The organism is Ruegeria sp. N10, assembly GCF_056531545.1.
This window is the reverse complement of record NZ_JBQFLY010000003.1, coordinates 57,322-74,663: the sequence shown is the minus strand read 5'-3', so window position 1 is coordinate 74,663 and position 17,342 is coordinate 57,322. Positions and strand designations below refer to the sequence as shown.

The 17,342-nt window shown below is 58.7% G+C and carries 15 protein-coding genes; 7 read left to right on the top strand and 8 right to left on the bottom strand.

What is annotated here, in order from left to right:
* The first annotated feature begins 75 nt into the window (after positions 1–75).
* From cysQ to ACR0JI_RS05870, 7 genes are all read left to right on the top strand, one after another.
* Positions 76–873, top strand: a complete 798-nt coding sequence (gene cysQ / locus ACR0JI_RS05900; protein ID WP_480474362.1) for a 3'(2'),5'-bisphosphate nucleotidase CysQ — start codon at positions 76–78, stop codon at positions 871–873.
* Positions 873–1,673: a 3-deoxy-manno-octulosonate cytidylyltransferase family protein gene (locus ACR0JI_RS05895; RefSeq protein ID WP_480494006.1), complete on the top strand. Its 801-nt coding sequence runs from the start codon at positions 873–875 to the stop codon at positions 1,671–1,673. The genes cysQ and ACR0JI_RS05895 overlap by 1 nt, the downstream gene beginning before the upstream one ends.
* Positions 1,674–1,744: 71 nt before the next feature.
* Positions 1,745–2,728 carry a UDP-glucose 4-epimerase GalE gene (gene galE / locus ACR0JI_RS05890; protein ID WP_480494007.1) on the top strand — a complete coding sequence of 328 codons (984 nt, stop codon included), beginning with the start codon at positions 1,745–1,747 and terminating at the stop codon, positions 2,726–2,728.
* A gap of 7 nt (positions 2,729–2,735) precedes the next feature.
* Positions 2,736–3,779, top strand: a complete 1,044-nt coding sequence (locus tag ACR0JI_RS05885; protein WP_480494008.1) for a glycosyltransferase family 2 protein — start codon at positions 2,736–2,738, stop codon at positions 3,777–3,779.
* A gap of 185 nt (positions 3,780–3,964) precedes the next feature.
* The gene (locus tag ACR0JI_RS05880) at positions 3,965–4,951 is read left to right on the top strand and encodes a glycosyltransferase family 2 protein (RefSeq protein WP_480494050.1); all 987 of its coding nucleotides are present in this window, start codon (positions 3,965–3,967) and stop codon (positions 4,949–4,951) included.
* Entirely contained in the window at positions 4,948–6,648 is a 1,701-nt protein-coding gene (locus ACR0JI_RS05875; RefSeq protein WP_480474366.1) for a DUF5927 domain-containing protein, read from the top strand. Before ACR0JI_RS05880 ends, ACR0JI_RS05875 begins: the two co-directional genes overlap by 4 nt.
* A 6-nt stretch (positions 6,649–6,654) precedes the next feature.
* A complete protein-coding gene (locus tag ACR0JI_RS05870; RefSeq protein WP_480494009.1) occupies positions 6,655–8,106 on the top strand; it encodes a nodulation protein NodH in 1,452 nt (483 codons plus the stop codon).
* Here ACR0JI_RS05870 and ACR0JI_RS05865 read toward each other — a convergent pair.
* From ACR0JI_RS05865 to hslO, 8 genes are all read right to left on the bottom strand, one after another.
* Positions 8,090–8,608, bottom strand: coding sequence for a L,D-transpeptidase family protein (locus ACR0JI_RS05865; RefSeq protein ID WP_480474368.1), 519 nt, complete (start codon positions 8,606–8,608; stop codon positions 8,090–8,092). The genes ACR0JI_RS05870 and ACR0JI_RS05865 overlap by 17 nt on opposite strands.
* 59 nt (positions 8,609–8,667) lie before the next feature.
* A complete protein-coding gene (locus tag ACR0JI_RS05860) occupies positions 8,668–9,453 on the bottom strand; it encodes an ion transporter (RefSeq protein ID WP_480474369.1) in 786 nt (261 codons plus the stop codon).
* A 21-nt stretch (positions 9,454–9,474) separates the two neighbouring features.
* On the bottom strand, positions 9,475–10,704 hold the full coding sequence (locus ACR0JI_RS05855) for a class I SAM-dependent RNA methyltransferase (protein ID WP_480494010.1): 1,230 nt from the start codon (positions 10,702–10,704) through the stop codon (positions 9,475–9,477).
* Positions 10,705–10,743: 39 nt separating this feature from the next.
* The gene (locus tag ACR0JI_RS05850) at positions 10,744–12,576 is read right to left on the bottom strand and encodes an ABC transporter ATP-binding protein (RefSeq protein ID WP_480494011.1); all 1,833 of its coding nucleotides are present in this window, start codon (positions 12,574–12,576) and stop codon (positions 10,744–10,746) included.
* Positions 12,573–14,411, bottom strand: coding sequence for an ABC transporter ATP-binding protein (locus ACR0JI_RS05845; RefSeq protein WP_480494012.1), 1,839 nt, complete (start codon positions 14,409–14,411; stop codon positions 12,573–12,575). The genes ACR0JI_RS05850 and ACR0JI_RS05845 overlap by 4 nt, the downstream gene beginning before the upstream one ends.
* A gap of 191 nt (positions 14,412–14,602) precedes the next feature.
* Entirely contained in the window at positions 14,603–15,757 is a 1,155-nt protein-coding gene (locus ACR0JI_RS05840; protein WP_480494013.1) for a CCA tRNA nucleotidyltransferase, read from the bottom strand.
* On the bottom strand, positions 15,754–16,350 hold the full coding sequence (locus ACR0JI_RS05835) for a CoA pyrophosphatase (RefSeq protein ID WP_480474374.1): 597 nt from the start codon (positions 16,348–16,350) through the stop codon (positions 15,754–15,756). The genes ACR0JI_RS05840 and ACR0JI_RS05835 overlap by 4 nt, the downstream gene beginning before the upstream one ends.
* A complete protein-coding gene (gene hslO / locus ACR0JI_RS05830; protein ID WP_480494014.1) occupies positions 16,343–17,329 on the bottom strand; it encodes an Hsp33 family molecular chaperone HslO in 987 nt (328 codons plus the stop codon). The genes ACR0JI_RS05835 and hslO overlap by 8 nt, the downstream gene beginning before the upstream one ends.
* Positions 17,330–17,342: the final 13 nt, after the last annotated feature.

Genomic DNA, 17,342 nt, shown 5'->3' with positions numbered 1-17,342 from the left:
TTGCCGTTCGGTAACCGTCGCATCATAAGTCGGTCACGAGTTTGGATCAACAAACCACAGGAACGGAGCATTTTTGTGACCTACGACGCGCTTATTCCCGTCATCCGGCGTCTGGCCCTTGAGGCAGGCGACAGGATCATGGAAATCTATGAGGCAGACGATTTCGACGTCAAAGTCAAATCAGACTCCAGCCCTGTGACCGAAGCGGATGAGGCAGCCGATGCGCTGATTTCAGCCGGGTTGCGTCAGGCCTTCCCCGATATCCTGCTGATCACCGAAGAACAGGCCGCCTCGCATTCCGAAAAGGGGGATACCTTTTTGATTGTCGATCCGCTGGATGGCACCAAGGAATTCATCAACCGCCGTGGCGATTTCACCGTCAACATCGCACTGGTCGAGAACGGAACGCCGACACGGGGCGTGGTCTATGCCCCAGCGCGGGGTCGCATGTTCTATACGCAGCCCGATGGTCAGGCGGTCGAGGAAACGGGCGCGTTTGACAAGGGTGCACCCGGCACCCTGACCCCAATATCAGTCTCTAACCCAGACAATTCCGCGCTTTTGGTCGTGGCGTCAAAGTCGCACCGGGATCAGGCCACCGAGGATTACATCAACAAGTATCAGGTCAGGGACAGCAAAAGCGCGGGATCGTCTCTCAAGTTCTGTTTGGTTGCGACGGGCGAGGCGGATCTTTATCCGCGGGTCGGGCGCACGATGGAGTGGGACACGGCGGCAGGGCACGCGGTACTGGCCGGGGCCGGAGGCCAGGTTGTGCGATTTGACGATCACGCGCCGCTTCTCTATGGCAAAGAGGGCTATGCGAACCCGTTTTTTATCGCGTACGCTCCGGGTGTTAAGCTGAAGGAGGCCTGATGTCAGTTCTGATCGCCATCCCCGCCCGCTATGCCTCGACCCGCTATCCGGGCAAGCCATTGGTGCCGCTGACCGGCGCGACCGGCGTTTCGATGACACTGATCGAACGGTCCTGGCGAGCAGCCACTTCTGTCGCGGGCGTGGACCGGGTTGTGGTCGCAACCGATGACAACCGCATCCGCGAACTGTCCGAAGGCTTTGGCGCTGAAGTGGTGATGACCTCGGAAAACTGCCAGAACGGCACCGAACGCTGCGCCGAGGCGCACAAGGTTCTGGGCAGCGGATATGACATCGTGGTCAACCTTCAGGGCGATGCACCCCTGACACCGCATTGGTTTGTCGAGGACCTGATCACAGGGCTGCGCGCGGCACCCGATGCTGGCGTGGCCACACCCGTCCTGCGTTGCGACGGGGACGCTTTGAACAGCCTGCTGAATGACCGCAAACATGGCCGTGTTGGCGGAACAACCGCCGTGTTCGGGCGCGACAACAGCGCGATGTATTTCTCGAAAGAGGTCGTGCCTTTCACCTCAGAAACCTATGGCGGGGATGAACCCACGCCGGTGTTTCACCACGTCGGCGTCTATGCCTATCGGCCTGATGCGTTGGCGGCCTATCCGGGCTGGCCAACGGGCCCTCTGGAAAAGCTGGAAGGTCTTGAACAGCTCAGGTTCATGGAAAATGGCCGCAAGGTTCTGTGCGTCGAGGTTGACGCCAAGGGCCGTCAGTTCTGGGAGCTGAACAACCCGCAGGACGTACCCAAGATCGAAGAGATGATGGCTGCGATGGGGCTGGAGTAGCCGGTTTTGCCCATGACGCCCCGCGGTTCCCATATCTCGATGACAGGCAATCTGAATCCAAAGGACGTTTCATGAAACCAATCCTCGTGACCGGTGGTGCCGGATATATCGGGTCGCATGCCTGCAAGGCGCTTGCGCAGGTGGGCTATGTTCCCGTGGCCTATGACAATCTGGTCACCGGCTGGCAGGATGCAGTGAAATACGGTCCGTTTGAACAGGGCGACCTGTTGGACCGGGCACGCCTGGACGAGGTATTTGCCAAGCATAAGCCGGTTGCGGTGATGCATTTTGCGGCGCTCAGCCAGGTGGGCGACGCGATGCGGCAGCCCGGGTTGTACTGGTCGAACAATGTCACCGGATCGTTGACGCTGATCGAGGCTGCGGTTGCGGCGGGCTGTCTGGATTTCGTGTTCTCGTCCACATGCGCCACTTACGGCGAGCATGACAATGTGGTGCTGGACGAGGCAACCGCCCAACACCCGCTGAACGCCTATGGTGCATCGAAGCGCGCAATCGAGGATATCCTGAGGGACTTCGAAGCGGCCCATGGGCTGCGCCATGTCATTTTCCGGTATTTCAACGTTGCTGGCGCCGATCCCGAGGGCGAAGTGGGCGAGTTTCACCGGCCTGAAACCCATCTGATCCCCCTGATGCTGGATGCGATTGATGGCAAGCGCGAGGGTTTGACCGTTTTTGGCACCGATTACGATACGCCGGACGGCACATGTATTCGCGATTATGTCCATGTCTGTGATCTGGTCGACGCACATGTTCTGGGGCTGGGCTGGTTGGAACAGGGTAAAGAAAGCAGTGTTTTCAATCTGGGCACCGGCTCGGGGTTTTCCGTGCTTGAAGTGATCGAGCATTCCAAATCCGTCACCAACCGCCCGGTGCCGTATTCGGTTGGTGCCCGACGGGCGGGCGATTGCACCAAGCTGGTGTCCGGCTCTGTCCGCGCCCAAACCGAACTGGGATGGAAGCCGAAGAGGTCAACGTTAGAGACGATGATTGCGGATGCCTGGCGCTGGCATCAGAACGGCCACTACGAGAAATGAGGCCCCGGTGACGTCCAATACGGTTCAGACACTTCCTGATATCGGTTGGCAACAGGAATACCGGTTGCGCTGGAAACGGCGACGCCTTCTTTGGCGCTCGATGCGCAGCCGACATCAACTGACCTGCCTAAATGATCAGACAAGCAGGATACGGGGCAACGATATTCTGGCCTTTACCACCTTGCGCAATGAGATTACCCGCCTACCCTGGTTCTTCCGTCACTACCGCCAGCTGGGCGTGAACCATTTTCTGATCGTCGACAACGGCAGCGATGACGGCTCGGCTGACTACCTGCAAGGGCAACCGGATGTGTCCCTTTGGCAGACCCGGTCCAGCTATCGCGGATCACGCTTTGGGCTGGACTGGCTCAGCTGGCTACAGATGCGTTACGGCCATGGCCACTGGTGCCTGATGGTCGATGCGGATGAGTTGCTGGTTTATGCCCGGCACGACCGCCATTCCCTGCATGAGCTCACAGAATGGCTGGACCGGCAGGGGCGGGTCGGGTTTGGCGCTTTGATGCTGGATCTGTATCCAAAAGGGCCGTTGGGCGGACAAACCTATGACCCGGAAACGGACCCGATCGAGGTGCTGAACTGGTTTGACGCAGGACCGTATCGCGCGCAGCGGCAAAGCCCGATGGGAAACCTGTGGGTTCAGGGCGGCGCACGCGAGCGGGTGTTTTTTGCCCAGACACAGCAGCGATCCCCGACGCTGAACAAGATCCCGCTGATGCGCTGGTCGCGGCGATATGCCTATGTAAACTCGTGCCATTCCGCCCTGCCCCGCCGCCTGAACGCAGTGTATGACGGGCCAGCCGGCGACACCCCGTCCGGCGTTCTGCTGCACACGAAATTTCTGCCGGACATTATTGAAAAATCCAAAACTGAAAAGCTGCGCCGCCAGCATTTTCATGACCCGAACCAGTTCGGCGCGTATTACGATCAGATACTCAATCAACCAGACATGTGGACCCCGCAATCGGTGCGCTATGCCGGCTGGTCGCAGTTGCTGGAGCTGGGGCTGATGCGTGACGGCGGCTGGTGTTGAAAACAAATCCAAAGGGATCAACGGCACCTTTACCACTTCCGGGGTTTAAAAAAGTTGCCTCAGAAGAGGTAGAAGTGGCATAAACCGACAATGTCCTGTCGCACCAGCGGTCGCGGCGGGTTCGGGGAAAGCTCGCGTCATAATAAAGGTTGGGCAGTCGCGTGAGCCTGTTTGATTCATACAAGATGAGATTGCGGCGCAAGCGCCGTATTCTGCGCTGCCTCAGACGTCGGCGCGAACTTAAGCCCGCCAGCAACAACACGTCTGCCATCCGCCGCGACGATATCCTGTTGATGAGCGTTGTGCGAAACGAGAAAATTCGGCTGCCCTATTTTCTGGAATATTACCGCAAACTGGGTATCGACCATTTTCTGTTCATCGACAATGACAGCGATGACGGCAGTTTTGAATTCCTGAAACAGCAGTCCGATGTATCGGTCTGGCGGACGACTACCAGCTACAAACGTGCCAGCTATGGTCTGGACTGGTCAAATTACATTCTGCGCAAATACGCGCATGGACATTGGGTTCTGAGCGTCGACCCGGATGAGTTTTTCATCTACCCCTTCTGCGACACCCGCCCGATCCGCGCCTTGACAGACTGGCTGGACGGAAGTGCCGTACGCAGCTTCGGCACCATGCTGATCGACATGTACCCCGAAGGGCCTGTCGATGCCGTAACCTATCGCGAGGGGCAGGATCCCTTTGAAATCGCACGGTGGTTCGATCCGGGGAATTACACGATCACCAAGAACCCTGATTACAAGAACCTGTGGATTCAGGGGGGCGCGCGGGCGCGGGTGTTCTTTCGCGACAAGCCATCCAAAGCCCCGGCACTGAATAAGATCCCGCTGGTCAAATGGGATCGGCGGTATGTCTATGTCAGCTCGACCCACTCGCTTTTGCCGCGCGGGCTGAATCAGGTGTACGACGAATGGGGTGGGGAAAAGGCCAGCGGTTCTTTGCTTCATGCCAAGCTGATCGACACCCTTGGCGACAAGGCACGCGAAGAATTGCAGCGCAGCCAGCACTATAGCGGTTCGGGCGAATACAAGGCCTATGCCGCACAGCTTGAAGAAAAGCCCGTATTCTGGTGCGAATGGTCTGAGGCCTATATCAACTGGCGGCAGCTTGAGATTCTGGGCCTGATGTCAAAAGGAAACTGGGCATGAGCGGTCTGGGCATCGTCATGCTGGTTCATACCTCGCTGGACCGGGCCGAACAGGTCGCGCGTCATTGGACCGCTGCCGGATGCCCGGTTGTGATCCATGTGGATCGCAAGGTGCCCGGTGAAGAATTTGCGCGATGCGTCGCGTCCTGTTCCGACAACCCCCGGATCGCATTTTCTGACCGGCATCAATGCGACTGGGGCGGGTGGGGCATCGTTGCTGCCTCACAAAGCGCGTCCGAACTGATGCTGGAGCAATTTCCGGAAACGCGCCACGTCTTCCTGTCGTCGGGGGCCTGCCTGCCGCTGCGCCCGGTTCAGGAGCTGATCGATTACCTGGCCGACCGGCCTCGTGTCGATTTCATCGAAAGCGCGACAACGTCTGATGTCAGCTGGACAATCGGCGGGTTGGATCATGAGAGGTTTACGCTACGGTTCCCGTTTTCCTGGCGAAAACAGCGCGGATTGTTCGACGCATATGTAAAGCTTCAGCGCGCGGTCGGGTTTCGCAGGAAAATCCCCGACGGTCTCGTCCCGCATATGGGCAGCCAGTGGTGGTGCCTGACCCGTCAAACACTGTCTGCCATTCTACAGGACCCCAAGCGCAAACAATATGACAGCTACTTCCGCCATGTGTGGATTCCGGATGAAAGCTATTTCCAGACATTGGCGCGGCTGTATTCTACACATATCGAGAGCCGATCCCTGACCCTGTCCAAGTTCGACTATCAGGGCCGACCGCACATTTTTTACGACGATCATCTGCAATTGCTGCGGCGATCAGACTGTTTTGTTGCCCGCAAGATCTGGCCCCGTGCGGAACGGCTGTATCAGGCGTTTCTGACCGATCAGGCCAGTGCGATGAAACCGGCAGAACCCAATCCCGGCAAGATTGACCGCGTGTTTTCCAAGGCGGTCGAGCGGCGGACACGGGGGCGTGACGGGCTTTACATGCAAAGCCGGTTTCCCCGGCACGGCAGTGAAAACGGCCTTACCTCGTCACCCTATTCCGTATTTCAGGGCTTTTCCGAACTGTTTGAAGATTTCGAAGATTGGCTGGCCGCGGCCACTGGCACACGCGTGCACGGGCATCTGTTTGGACCCGAGCGTGCGGAATTTGCAAAGGGTGAAACCATCACAAACGGTGCGCTTAGCGATTGTGCTTTGCTGCGCGATTACAATCCGACGGCCTTTCTGTCGAATCTGATCTGGAACACACGCGGCGAACGCCAGTGTTTCCAGTTCAGCCCCCGCGACACGCAGGACATCAATTGGTTTCTGGCGCGGGACAAGAATGCGCAAATCTCGGTCATCACCGGGGCCTGGGCGATTCCGCTATTCCGGTCGAACCTGAATTTTTCGGATATCCGGTGCGAGGCCGCGCGTCTGCAACAGATCGAAACCAAACAGCTTGAGGTACTGACCTCGGTCTGGACCAAAGCGCGGATGCGCAGCTGGTCTCTGGCCGATTTCATTGAAGCACCGATGGAGCCCTTGCAGACAATCCTGGACGAGATTGGCGCGCATCAGGCCAGCCACCTGACCGAAGTGCCCACCATGGTCGATCTGTCCGGGTTCGGGAAGTTCCTGCAAAACCTCAAGAACCAGGGAATGCACCCTTACCTGATGGGCGATTTTCCTTCGGACGATGTGTTCGGCCGTCAGACGAAACCCTATCGCAAACCCTATCTGGTGCAGTAATCATCCATGCCAGCCAATTTTGACTACTTCGTTGTTCTGGCTGCCATGCGCACAGGGTCGAACCTGCTTGAGGCCAATCTGAACGCGCTGGACGGGGTTTCCTGCCACGGCGAAGCCTTCAACCCGCATTTTGCCGGCAACCTGAAATCCGATACCCTTCTGGGTCTGTCGCTGGAAGACCGCGATGCAGATCCGATGCGGCTGTTGAAGGCAATCCGTTCGGCACCGGGCGACTTGAACGGTTTTCGGTATTTCCAGGACCACGATCCACGCATTCTGAAGCCAGTGCTGAACGATCCGCGCTGTGCCAAGATCATTCTCACGCGCAATCCGCTGGACAGTTTTCTGTCCCTGAAGATCGCGCGCGCCACGCAGCAATGGCTGCTGAAGAACGTGAAGCGCCGCGTCGATGCACAGGTTGCGTTCGACGGGGCCGAGTTTTCTGAGTATCTGGATCAGGTCCACAGCCACCAGCACATGTTGCGGCGGCATTTACAGAAGACCGGTCAGACTGCCTTTTTCATTACCTATGACGACCTGGCCGAGTTGGACGTTCTGAACGGTCTGGCCGCATGGCTGGGGGTTGAGGCGCGGCTGAGCAAACTTGACGATACTCTGAAACCGCAAAACCCGGCTCCTGCCGTATCGAAAGTCACCAACCCCGATGAGATGCAAGACGCCCTGTCCAAGCTGGACAGGTTCGGATTGCACCAGCCCGCCCGTTTCGAACCAAACCGGGGCGCGGCGGTGCCGCAATACGTCGCCGCAGCCAGATCAGCATTGATGTATTTGCCCATTCGCGGCGGCATAGAGCCTGTTATTGCGCAATGGATGGCCAGCCTGGATGGCTGTTCTACGGACGATCTGGTCACAAACCGGAACCGCAAGGAAATCCGCGTCTGGATGCAAGACCACCCCGGACACCGAAAGTTCACCGTGTTGCGCCACCCGTTGGCACGGGCGCATTCGGCGTTCTGCCAGTACATTCTGGATACCGGGCCGGGCAGTTACAAGATGGTCCGCAATTACCTGCGCAACCGCCTCGACCTGCCAATCCCCGGGCAGGTGCGCGACAACAATTACCCGGTCGAACAGCATCGGGATGCATTTCTGGCGTTCCTCGGATTCCTGCGCATGAACCTCAACGGTCAGACGCCGATCCGCGTTGACGGGACGTGGTGCAGCCAGTCCCGTACGCTGGATGGCATTGCCAGCTTTCTGATGCCCGACGTTATTCTGCGGGAAGAGGAGCTGATCACGGCTCTGCCGGATCTGGCCCGCTCAACAGGCCACCTCAATCCGCCTGTCCCCGGCCAGTGCGCGCAAGATGTTCCGTTTACGCTGGATCAGATCTATGACGAACAGCTTGAAGCGCTGGCATCCGAGGTCTACCAGCACGACTATGAAACATTCGGGATTGCAGCGTGGGCGCCAGTGCCCCCTAAGGGCGCAGAGTGATCAGCGTCCCCCGGTTGACCATCGCATAGATTTCTTCGATCTCGTCATTCTTGACCGCGATGCATCCCGCGGTCCAATCCGGAGTTTTCTTGGCGCGTTTGAACTCGGATCGCAGATTTGGCTGCCCGTGAATGAAGATGTCCCCACCCGGATCAACTCCCTCAGCCTTGGCCTTGGCGATGTCCTGAGAGTTGGGATACGATATCCCGATAGACAGGTGATACCGGCTGTTGGGGTTGTGCCGATCGATCAGGTAACTTCCTTCGGGCGTGCGGCCGTCTCCGCGTTTGGTTTTTGTGCCCTGCGGCGCAAACCCCAAATCCACATCATATTCCTTGAGGACTTTTTCGTGGTGCAACAAATAAAGTTTGCGCGCGCCCTTGTTGACCACCAGCGAGGTGACCTCGGGCCCATCATAAGTCAGAAAATTTGGTCGGGCTGATGCACAAGCCGAAAGGCCCAGCGTTGCCATCGCCCCCAATCCGAATGCTCGACGATCCATGTTTCACTGCCTGCTTTGTTTTTTGGGGCTTATTATGCCAAAAAATGCGAAAACTGAAATCACTTTTTGATGTTCAAGTTTTCGGTCAGATGCCGCTCGATGCTCTCCAAGCGTTCCAGAACCTCATCACGATACGCATCAGTTTTGACCTCATCCTCTGCATGGTGCGCGTCCTGCATGGAATTTACGATCAGACCCACCAATAGGTTCACCACCGCAAAGGTGGTGACCATGATGAAGGGGACGAAGAACAGCCAGGCATAGGGATAAACCTCCATCACCGGGCGGACGATCCCCATCGACCAGCTTTCCAGCGTCATGATCTGAAACAGTGTATAGGCTGACCGGCCAAGATCGCCGAACCAATCCGGGAAGGTTGCCGAGAACAGCTTGGTCGAGATCACGGCACCGATATAGAACAGAATTGCCATCAGCAGGAACACACTGGCCATTCCCGGCAGGGCCGAGATGAACCCTTCAACCACCCGGCGCAGTCTTGGCGCAACGGAAATCACGCGCAATACCCGCAGGATTCGCAGGGCTCGCAGAACGGACAGGCCTCCGGCGCTGGGAACAAGCGCAATGCCGACGATCAGGAAATCGAAATTGTTCCAACCGTTTGTGAAAAACCTGCGTCCGGTCGCGATCAGTTTCATGGTAATTTCCGCCACAAAGATCGCAAGGCACAGCTTGTCCAGCATCACGATCAGCGGCCCGGCGGCTTCCATCAGGGTCGGCGACGTCTCCATCCCTAAGAGCACTGCGTTAAAGATGATGACAGCCGTTATGAATTGCCCGAATGCAGGCGCTTCGATGATGTTCAGCAGACGCTGTCTGAAACCCATGGGTCGCTTTCTCCTGTCTGATCAAGATGCGGCGTTCAGGGTAAACCGCGCAGCAAGTTCCGTATGTGACGACCATCGAAACTGGTCAACGACCTGCACCCATTCAAGGGTATAGCCAGCGTTAACCAATATTTTTGCATCGCGCGCGAAGGTGACGGGGTTGCACGAGACATAGGCAATCACCGGGCGTCTGGCCTGTGCCAGCTCGGCCACCTGCGCCTCGGCACCGGCGCGGGGCGGGTCCAGTACGATTGCGTCAAAAGATTTCAGTTCATCCGGCATCAATGGACGACGGAACAGGTCGCGGGCCTCGGTCGTCACGCGTTTCAGACCTTGCGCCCTGCGCCAGCCCTGATCCAGCGCCTGCACCATGTCTGCCGCACCTTCTACCGCGTGAACCTCGGCTTTTTCCGCCAGCGGCAATGAGAATGTGCCGCTGCCCGCAAACAGGTCAACAATTCGTTTCGCACCCCGTGTTGCCTCGGAAACGGCCTGTAATAGAGCCTGTTCTCCGTCCTTGGTCGCCTGAAGGAAGGCACCGGGTGGTGGCGTGACGGCGGCGGCCCCAAAGCGCTGAACCGGAGCGTGGCGCATGGCGATCACTTCACCATCCCAGCTGAGCCGCGCCAGACCATGTTTTTCGGTTTCCTGCGCGAGTGCCAGTTCCAGCGGCCCATCCAGGGGCTTGCCGCCCTTGACGGCCACATCCAGCCCGCCTTCGGACAGGGTGAGCGTGACGGCCAAGACGCCCTTGCGGCTGCCGCCCAGAACCGCCAGCGCCTCGGCCACGGGAATTGCGGCGATCAGGGCCGGGTCAAGCAATAGGCAATCCGGGATTTCGGTGATCGTATCCGATGCACGTCCATGGAACCCGGCCAATGTACCTTTCTTGGTCCGCCTGACGGCAATCGTGGCGCGTCGGCGTGAGTGTTCGGGAGATGTGTGTGTCGGACGCATCGGCGCCTCAAGCCCCTGCGCGAACAGGGCGTTGCGGACAATGCTCAGCTTCCAGTCGGCGACAAACGCGTCGGAGGCGTGTTGCAGCTGACAGCCGCCGCAGGCTTTGTAATGGCGGCACGGGGCTTTCACCCGGACATCAGACGGTACTTCGACGCGGATATCGGTCAGCACCTGATCAACAAGGGTGCCGCTGACAACCTCACCCGGAAGGGTGCGCGGAGCGTAAATGGGCCCATCAGCGATGCCGTCGCCCTGATGGCCGAGCCGGGTGATTGTGTATTTCTGCGTCATGAGGGGCCTGATAGCCGGGCTTTGGGTTCAACAAAACCCTTATTCGGCAGCTTCCGCCTGAATGAAACCACCAGATTGCCGATGCCAGAACCGGGCATAAAGCCCGCCCTGATCCAAAAGATCCTCGTGCGTTCCGGTTTCCACGATTTGCCCCTGATCCAGAACGATGATCCGGTCCATCTCGCTGAGCGTCGACAATCTGTGGGCGATGGCCAGAACGGTTTTGCCCTGCATCACCCGATGAAGCGCCGATTGAATCGACGCCTCGACCTCGGAATCAAGGGCTGAGGTTGCTTCGTCCAGAACCAGAATTGGCGCATCCTTGAGAATGGCGCGTGCAAGGGCGATCCGTTGCCTTTGACCACCGCTGAGCTTTACGCCACGCTCGCCCAGATGAGCGTTATAGCCGGTGCGGCCCTGGCCGTCCTTTAAGCTCAGGATGAAGTCATGCGCTTCGGCCTTGATTGCTGCTTCGATCAACTCGGCCTCGGACGCGTCCGGGCGACCATAGAGGATGTTTTCGCGGGCAGACCGGTTGAACATCGCCGTTTCCTGCGTGACCATGCCGATCTGGCGGCGCAAACTGTCCTGCGTGACCTGCGACACGTCCTGCCCATCGATGCAAATAGCGCCGTTTTCCCTGTCATAGAGCCGAAGAAGAAGCGAAACGAGTGTTGATTTGCCCGCCCCTGAGGCACCGACAATTCCCAGCTTTTCGCCCGGTTGCACGGTGAGCGTCAGGTCCGTAACACCGCCGACGTCCCGGCCGTAAGCAAAACTGACATCTTCGAACGAGATGGATCCTTCGGTTACATCAAGATCTTTCGCGCTGCGCGCATCCTCGACCCTGTCCCGTCTGGCCAGCGTCTTCATCCCGTTTTCAATCTCACCCACATTGGCATAGAGGCCCATCAGCGTGAAGCTGACCCATCCGGTCATCTGCGAAATACGAACCGACACGGCGCCAGCGGCAACGATGTCACCCGCAGTCGCCAATCCGAACTGCCATAACCACAGCGTCGTCCCCAGCAGGAGAACAGGCAAAATACCGGCAAGCGCCATCAGGACGAACCGGAAACTGGCCGACAGCTTGCCAAACGCCAGTGATTTTTTCCGCAGCTCGACCATCGAGTGCCGCGCGGCCTGATCTTCGAAATCCGAGTGCGCAAAAAGCTTGACGGTTTTGATGTTGGTGATCGTGTCGACCACCTGCCCCGAAACCATCGCCCGCGCCCCGGCACGCGCAGCTGAGCGTATGCGAATACGCGGCAGGTACCAGCGCACCAGAAGGAAATAGACCACCAGCCAGGCTGCAAAGGGCAGCATCACTAAAGGATGAATAGACCCTAACAATAGCAAAGAGCCCGCTAGCGACGCCAACGCAAACACAATCGCACTGATCGTTTCGGACACGACCGAGGCCATGGCGTTCGACGTCTGCATCTGTTTCTGGGCAATGCGCCCGGCGAAATCATCGTCGAAATAGGTGACAGACTGGCCCAGCGTCCAGCGGTTCAGCTTGGCCAGCACCAAAGGCGTGATGTTGGGCATCACGATATAGTTGTTCGAAATCGAAGACAGCCCAAACAGGATCGGGCGCAGCAGCATGAAGAACACCACCGCCCCAAAGATCATCCACATATTCCCGGCGGTCATGAAATGCTCGGGCCCGCTGGATGTTGCCACATCGATCACACGCCCCAGAATCCACGCTGTTCCAGCCTCCATCGCGCCAGCCAGGGCCGAAAAGAACGCGGCGACAAACAGCATGGGCCACGCGCCCGAAAGGCTCCAGCGAATGAACGCCCCCAATGTCTGCGGCGGGGGCGTTTCTGTGGTCCTGAACGGATAGATGAGATCGGCAATCTTCATTCAGCGGCCTCCGGGTTCATGAAGCCGCCAGATTGCCGCGCCCAGAACTGCGCGTAAAGGCCACCCTGCGCCAATAGATCAGAATGCGCGCCCTCTTCGACGATGCGGCCCCCGTCCATCACCAGAATGCGATCCATCTGCGCAATGGTGCTGAGACGGTGGGCGATGGCGATCACGGTCTTGCCCTGCATCATTCCGTAGAGCGTTTCCTGAATTGACGCTTCGACCTCGGAATCCAGCGCCGATGTCGCCTCGTCCAGCAAAAGGATTGGTGCGTCCTTCAGGATCACCCGAGCCAGCGTTACCCGCTGCCGCTGACCACCAGACAGCTTTACGCCCCGCTCACCCACATGCGCATCATACCCGGTGCGCCCCTGCGGGTCTTGCAGGTCAAGGATGAACGCGTGCGCTTCGGCCTGTTTGGCTGCGGCAATCATCTGCGCCTCGGTCGCGTCCGGACGACCGTAAAGGATGTTGTCACGCACAGAGCGATGCAGCAACGCACTATCTTGCTGGACCATGCCGATATGGCTGCGCAGACTGTCCTGTGTGACATCCGCAATGTTCTGATTATCAATCAGAATGGCACCGCGTTCGACGTCGTAAAACCGCAAAAGCAGCTTTACCAGAGTCGATTTTCCGGCACCCGACCGCCCAATGAGACCGACTTTTTCGCCGGGCTGAATGGTCAGGTTGATGTGGTCAAGCCCTCCGGCCTCGCGCCCGTAATGGTGCGAGAGATCCCGGATCTGAATTTCTCCTCTGGTCAACCGCAGGGGTTTGGCCTCGCGCGCGTCAAGCAAGTCGATGGGCTGGGCAATGGTCTCCATCCCCTCGGCCACGATACCAAGCTGGCGGAAGAAGCTGGTCAGCGCCCACATGATCCATCCGGTCATGGCGTTCAGGCGCAGGGTCAGTGCGGTTGCTGCCGCGACGACGCCGACCGAAGCGGAACCCTGCATCCACAAGGCAATTGCCCAGCCCACGACACCCACGATCAGCACCCCGTTCAGGGTGACCAGAACCGCATCCATGATGGTGAAAATCCGCATCTCGATCTGGAATGTCCGGCGGGTTTCCTCGATCGCTTCGCGGGCATAGTCCAGCTCTTGCGGGCCATGGGCGAACATCTTGACGGAATGAATGTTGGTATAGCTGTCCACGACGCGGCCGGTAACAGTTGACCGCGCATCGGAGGCCGCCTTGGAGGCCGGCCCGACACGGTGAACCGTCCAGCGCACCAGCATCGCGTAGAACACAAACCAGATCAGCAGCGGGATCAACAGGCGCGCATCCGCTACATAAAGCAGGATCGCCGCACCGACCAGGTAGGCCAGTGAAAAGGAAATCGCGTCAAAGACCTGAAAGATCACCTCACCCGCTGCGGGCGGTGTCTGCATGATCCGGTTGGCAATCCGCCCTGCAAAATCGTTTTCGAACCAGCCAACCGACTGACGCAGAACGTGTTTATGGGCGCGCCATCGGATCAGAGTGCCAAAGTTCGGTAGGATCGTGTTGTTCAGGATCAGTACGTCGACCAGATGCAACAAAGGGCGCAGAAACAGGACAAAGGCCGCGATCAACAACAGCTCGGTCCCGTGGTTCTGCCAAACCTCGGTTGGGGTACCGCCCAACAGGTCGACGACACGACCCATATAGTAGATCAACCCGATCTCGACACCGGCGACGATAATGGAAATCAGCGCAGCCCAGACAAAGACCCGGTAGAACGGGCGCGAATAGTCCAGCAGGAACGGCCACAGCCGGGTCGGCGGCGTGTCAGCCTCATGATAGGCGACAAAAGGGTCAACAAGGTTTTCGAAATAGCGAAACATGGAGTGTGCTCCGATTGAGCAGAGAAAAAGACATGCGAAGACAGATGGCGCCTGAACACCACCCTTTACGGGGCAAGTGTCCCGGCTTTAGCCGAACCAGATCCCGTAATACATTCGCATTCCTCCATCCATATGACGGGCGCACCTAACCACAATGGGCAAAAGTTGTCATCCCCTTTTGAGACTAAACATCAGCTTGCAAGCAAGTCTTCGCGTGACAGCTCAAAACCCGACGCGATCCAGAGGCTTTCAAGCTCGGCCAGTTTCTGGCCCAGCGCCGGGCCGGTGAACCCGGGGATCAGGTCCTTGGCCTGTATCGGGAAACGCGCGGCTGCGCCTGCGTGCAGGTCCTGTCTGAAGTTTTCGGACCAGGGTTGTTCAAAGAAGGCGCACCGCAAAAGGGTTTTGTTCAACCCGCCTTCGTCACCATACCGATAGCCCAGTTCAGCCACGCTGGTGGTTGACTGCGCTTCGGTCCGCATTCCGGTCAGGCGTTGCAGTTGCGAACGGCTCAGGCGCAGGGTTGCGGCATCATCGGGCGTCGCGATAGCCGCCAGACGGCGCAGGGGGTTCGGCTCGGCACCTGCAGCATGTTCCAAAGCGACCAGCGGTGCCAGCGACCGGTCATCCGCGCCCGGCAGCAATTGCGCCAATACGCCGGTGCTGCGCATCGTCGCAATGGCCGGGGCCGGATCGGGTGCGCCCAGCAGTTTCAGCAGCTCGGCTCCGACGCGTTCCCGCGACAACGAGGTCAGCCCATCAAGATTGGCACCAATGGCAGCCAGCGCGTCCGGGTCGAAACCGGCATCCGGGTCACCATACCAGGCGTGAAACCGGAAATAGCGCAGTGACCGCAGATAGTCTTCGCGAATGCGATCTTGAGCCTCGCCGATGAACCGCACGCGCCGGGCCTGAAGGTCGGGAAGCCCGCCAAGCGGGTCTAACACGGTGCCATCTGGCAGTGCATAAAGCGCATTCATGGTAAAGTCGCGCCGCGCGGCATCTTCTTCGACGTGATCGGAAAAGGCGATGACGGCGCGGCGGCCATCAGTTTCGACGTCACGCCGGAAAGTGGTGATCTCGTGCGGGATACCGGCGCTGACCACTGTAATCGTGCCATGGTCGATACCGGTGGGGATGGCCTTGAGGCCCGCAGCCTGCGCCATCTCGACAACCTGTTCAGGCCGGGCGTCAGTGGCAATGTCGATATCCGAAACCGGCGCGCCCAGCAGCGCATTGCGCACGCACCCGCCCACAAAAAGCGCTTGCGCCCCGGATGAGGTCAGGGCGGCGCATACCTTTTGGGTCGCCGGTTCGCTGACCCAAAGTTCTTCAATCTGCATCATTCATTCACCCGTGCAGCAAGCCCGCGCAATATGCGGGCCGTCGCGCCCCATATGTAATAAGGGCCGTACGGAACTGTGTAATATCTGCGTTTCTGGCCACGCCAGCGGCGCGATTCAACCAGATAGTTCTTGGGATTCAAGAGATGCGCAAGGGGGGTCGAAAAGACTTCGTCGACTTCGCCGGGTTCCGGAACAGGTTGGAATCCCTTTCGAAGAACGGCCACCACGGGTGTAACCGTGAAAGAGGTGACTGTTTCATGCGTCGGCAGGTAACCCAGAATTTCTGGAAGATCCGCGGGAAGACCAATCTCTTCCTGTGCTTCGCGCAGGGCCGTAGCCGTGACATCTGCATCCCCTTCATCCTGTTTGCCGCCGGGGAACGCGATCTGACCCGGGTGGTGTTTGAGGGCCGAGGACCGTTTCGTCAGAATCACCCGAGGGGTGTCATCTGCAAGCGAGATTGCAACCAGAACCCCCGCCGGGCGCAGGCGACGCCCGGGCGGCAGGGAAGTGTCCGGGTTCAGGTCAAAGTCGCTGGACCCGTGACCGGGACGGCGCAGCGCCGTCCGGATCTGTTCAATCGGGTCAAGCACCCTTGCGGTCTTCGGCTTCAAAGCCAACTGTTGACGGATCGAGCACGTAATGTGCGCCGCAGAACTGGCAATCGGCAGTGACCTGACCTTCGGGCGTCGTCATCTTTTCGAGGTCCTTTGCCGAATAGATCGACAGGCTCTGCCGCACCCGGTCTTCGGAGCAGGTGCAGCCAAACTGCACGGACTGCGCATCATAGACCCGTGGCTGTTCTTCGTGGAATAGCCGGACCAACAATTCAGTCGGCGCAATTGAAGGACCGATCAACTCAAGATCCTCGACTGTGTCCAGCAGGATATTGACCCGGCCCCAGTTTTCGCCCTCTTCGCCGTCGACCAGATCGCTGGCGGTCAGAATCTCGCCATTGCCTTCCCCCGAGGCGGCGAATGGCGAGGCTTTGGGCATATGCTGCAACATGATACCACCGGCACGCCAGTGTTCATTCACGCCGGGCTCGGTCGATTTGCCAAAGCTCAGCGAGAACCGGGTTGGCAGCTGTTCGGACTGCGCAAAATAGGCCTCGGCGCAGGCGCTGAGAGAGGCCCCGGTCAGCGGAGTGATGCCCTGATAGGGCTGCGTGCCTTTGCCCTGATCTATCATGATGGCAAAGTACCCCTCGCCCACTTGGTCGAAGGGTGCTGAATTGGTTAGACGTTCACGGTCAAAGCTGGCATAGGCCCGGATCTGCGCAGGCTGGCCTTCGGTCTTGGGTGCGTAATAGTCGGTCGCAATCATGCGCACCGGCCCCTTGGACTGCACCTGCAACGACAGCTTCCAGCGCAGCGCAACCGTCTGCCCGATCAATGCGGTCAGCAGGGCCATCTCGGCCACCAGCGCTTCGACCTGTTCGGGGTAGTCATGCTGCTTCAGGATGCCATCCAGCACACCATCCAGACGAGCCACACGGCCACGCATATCCGATACATCAAGTTGAAAGGGCAGGACGGTATCGTCCCACGCGATTTTCGTTCCAAGAGACATGGGGTTTCCTTAC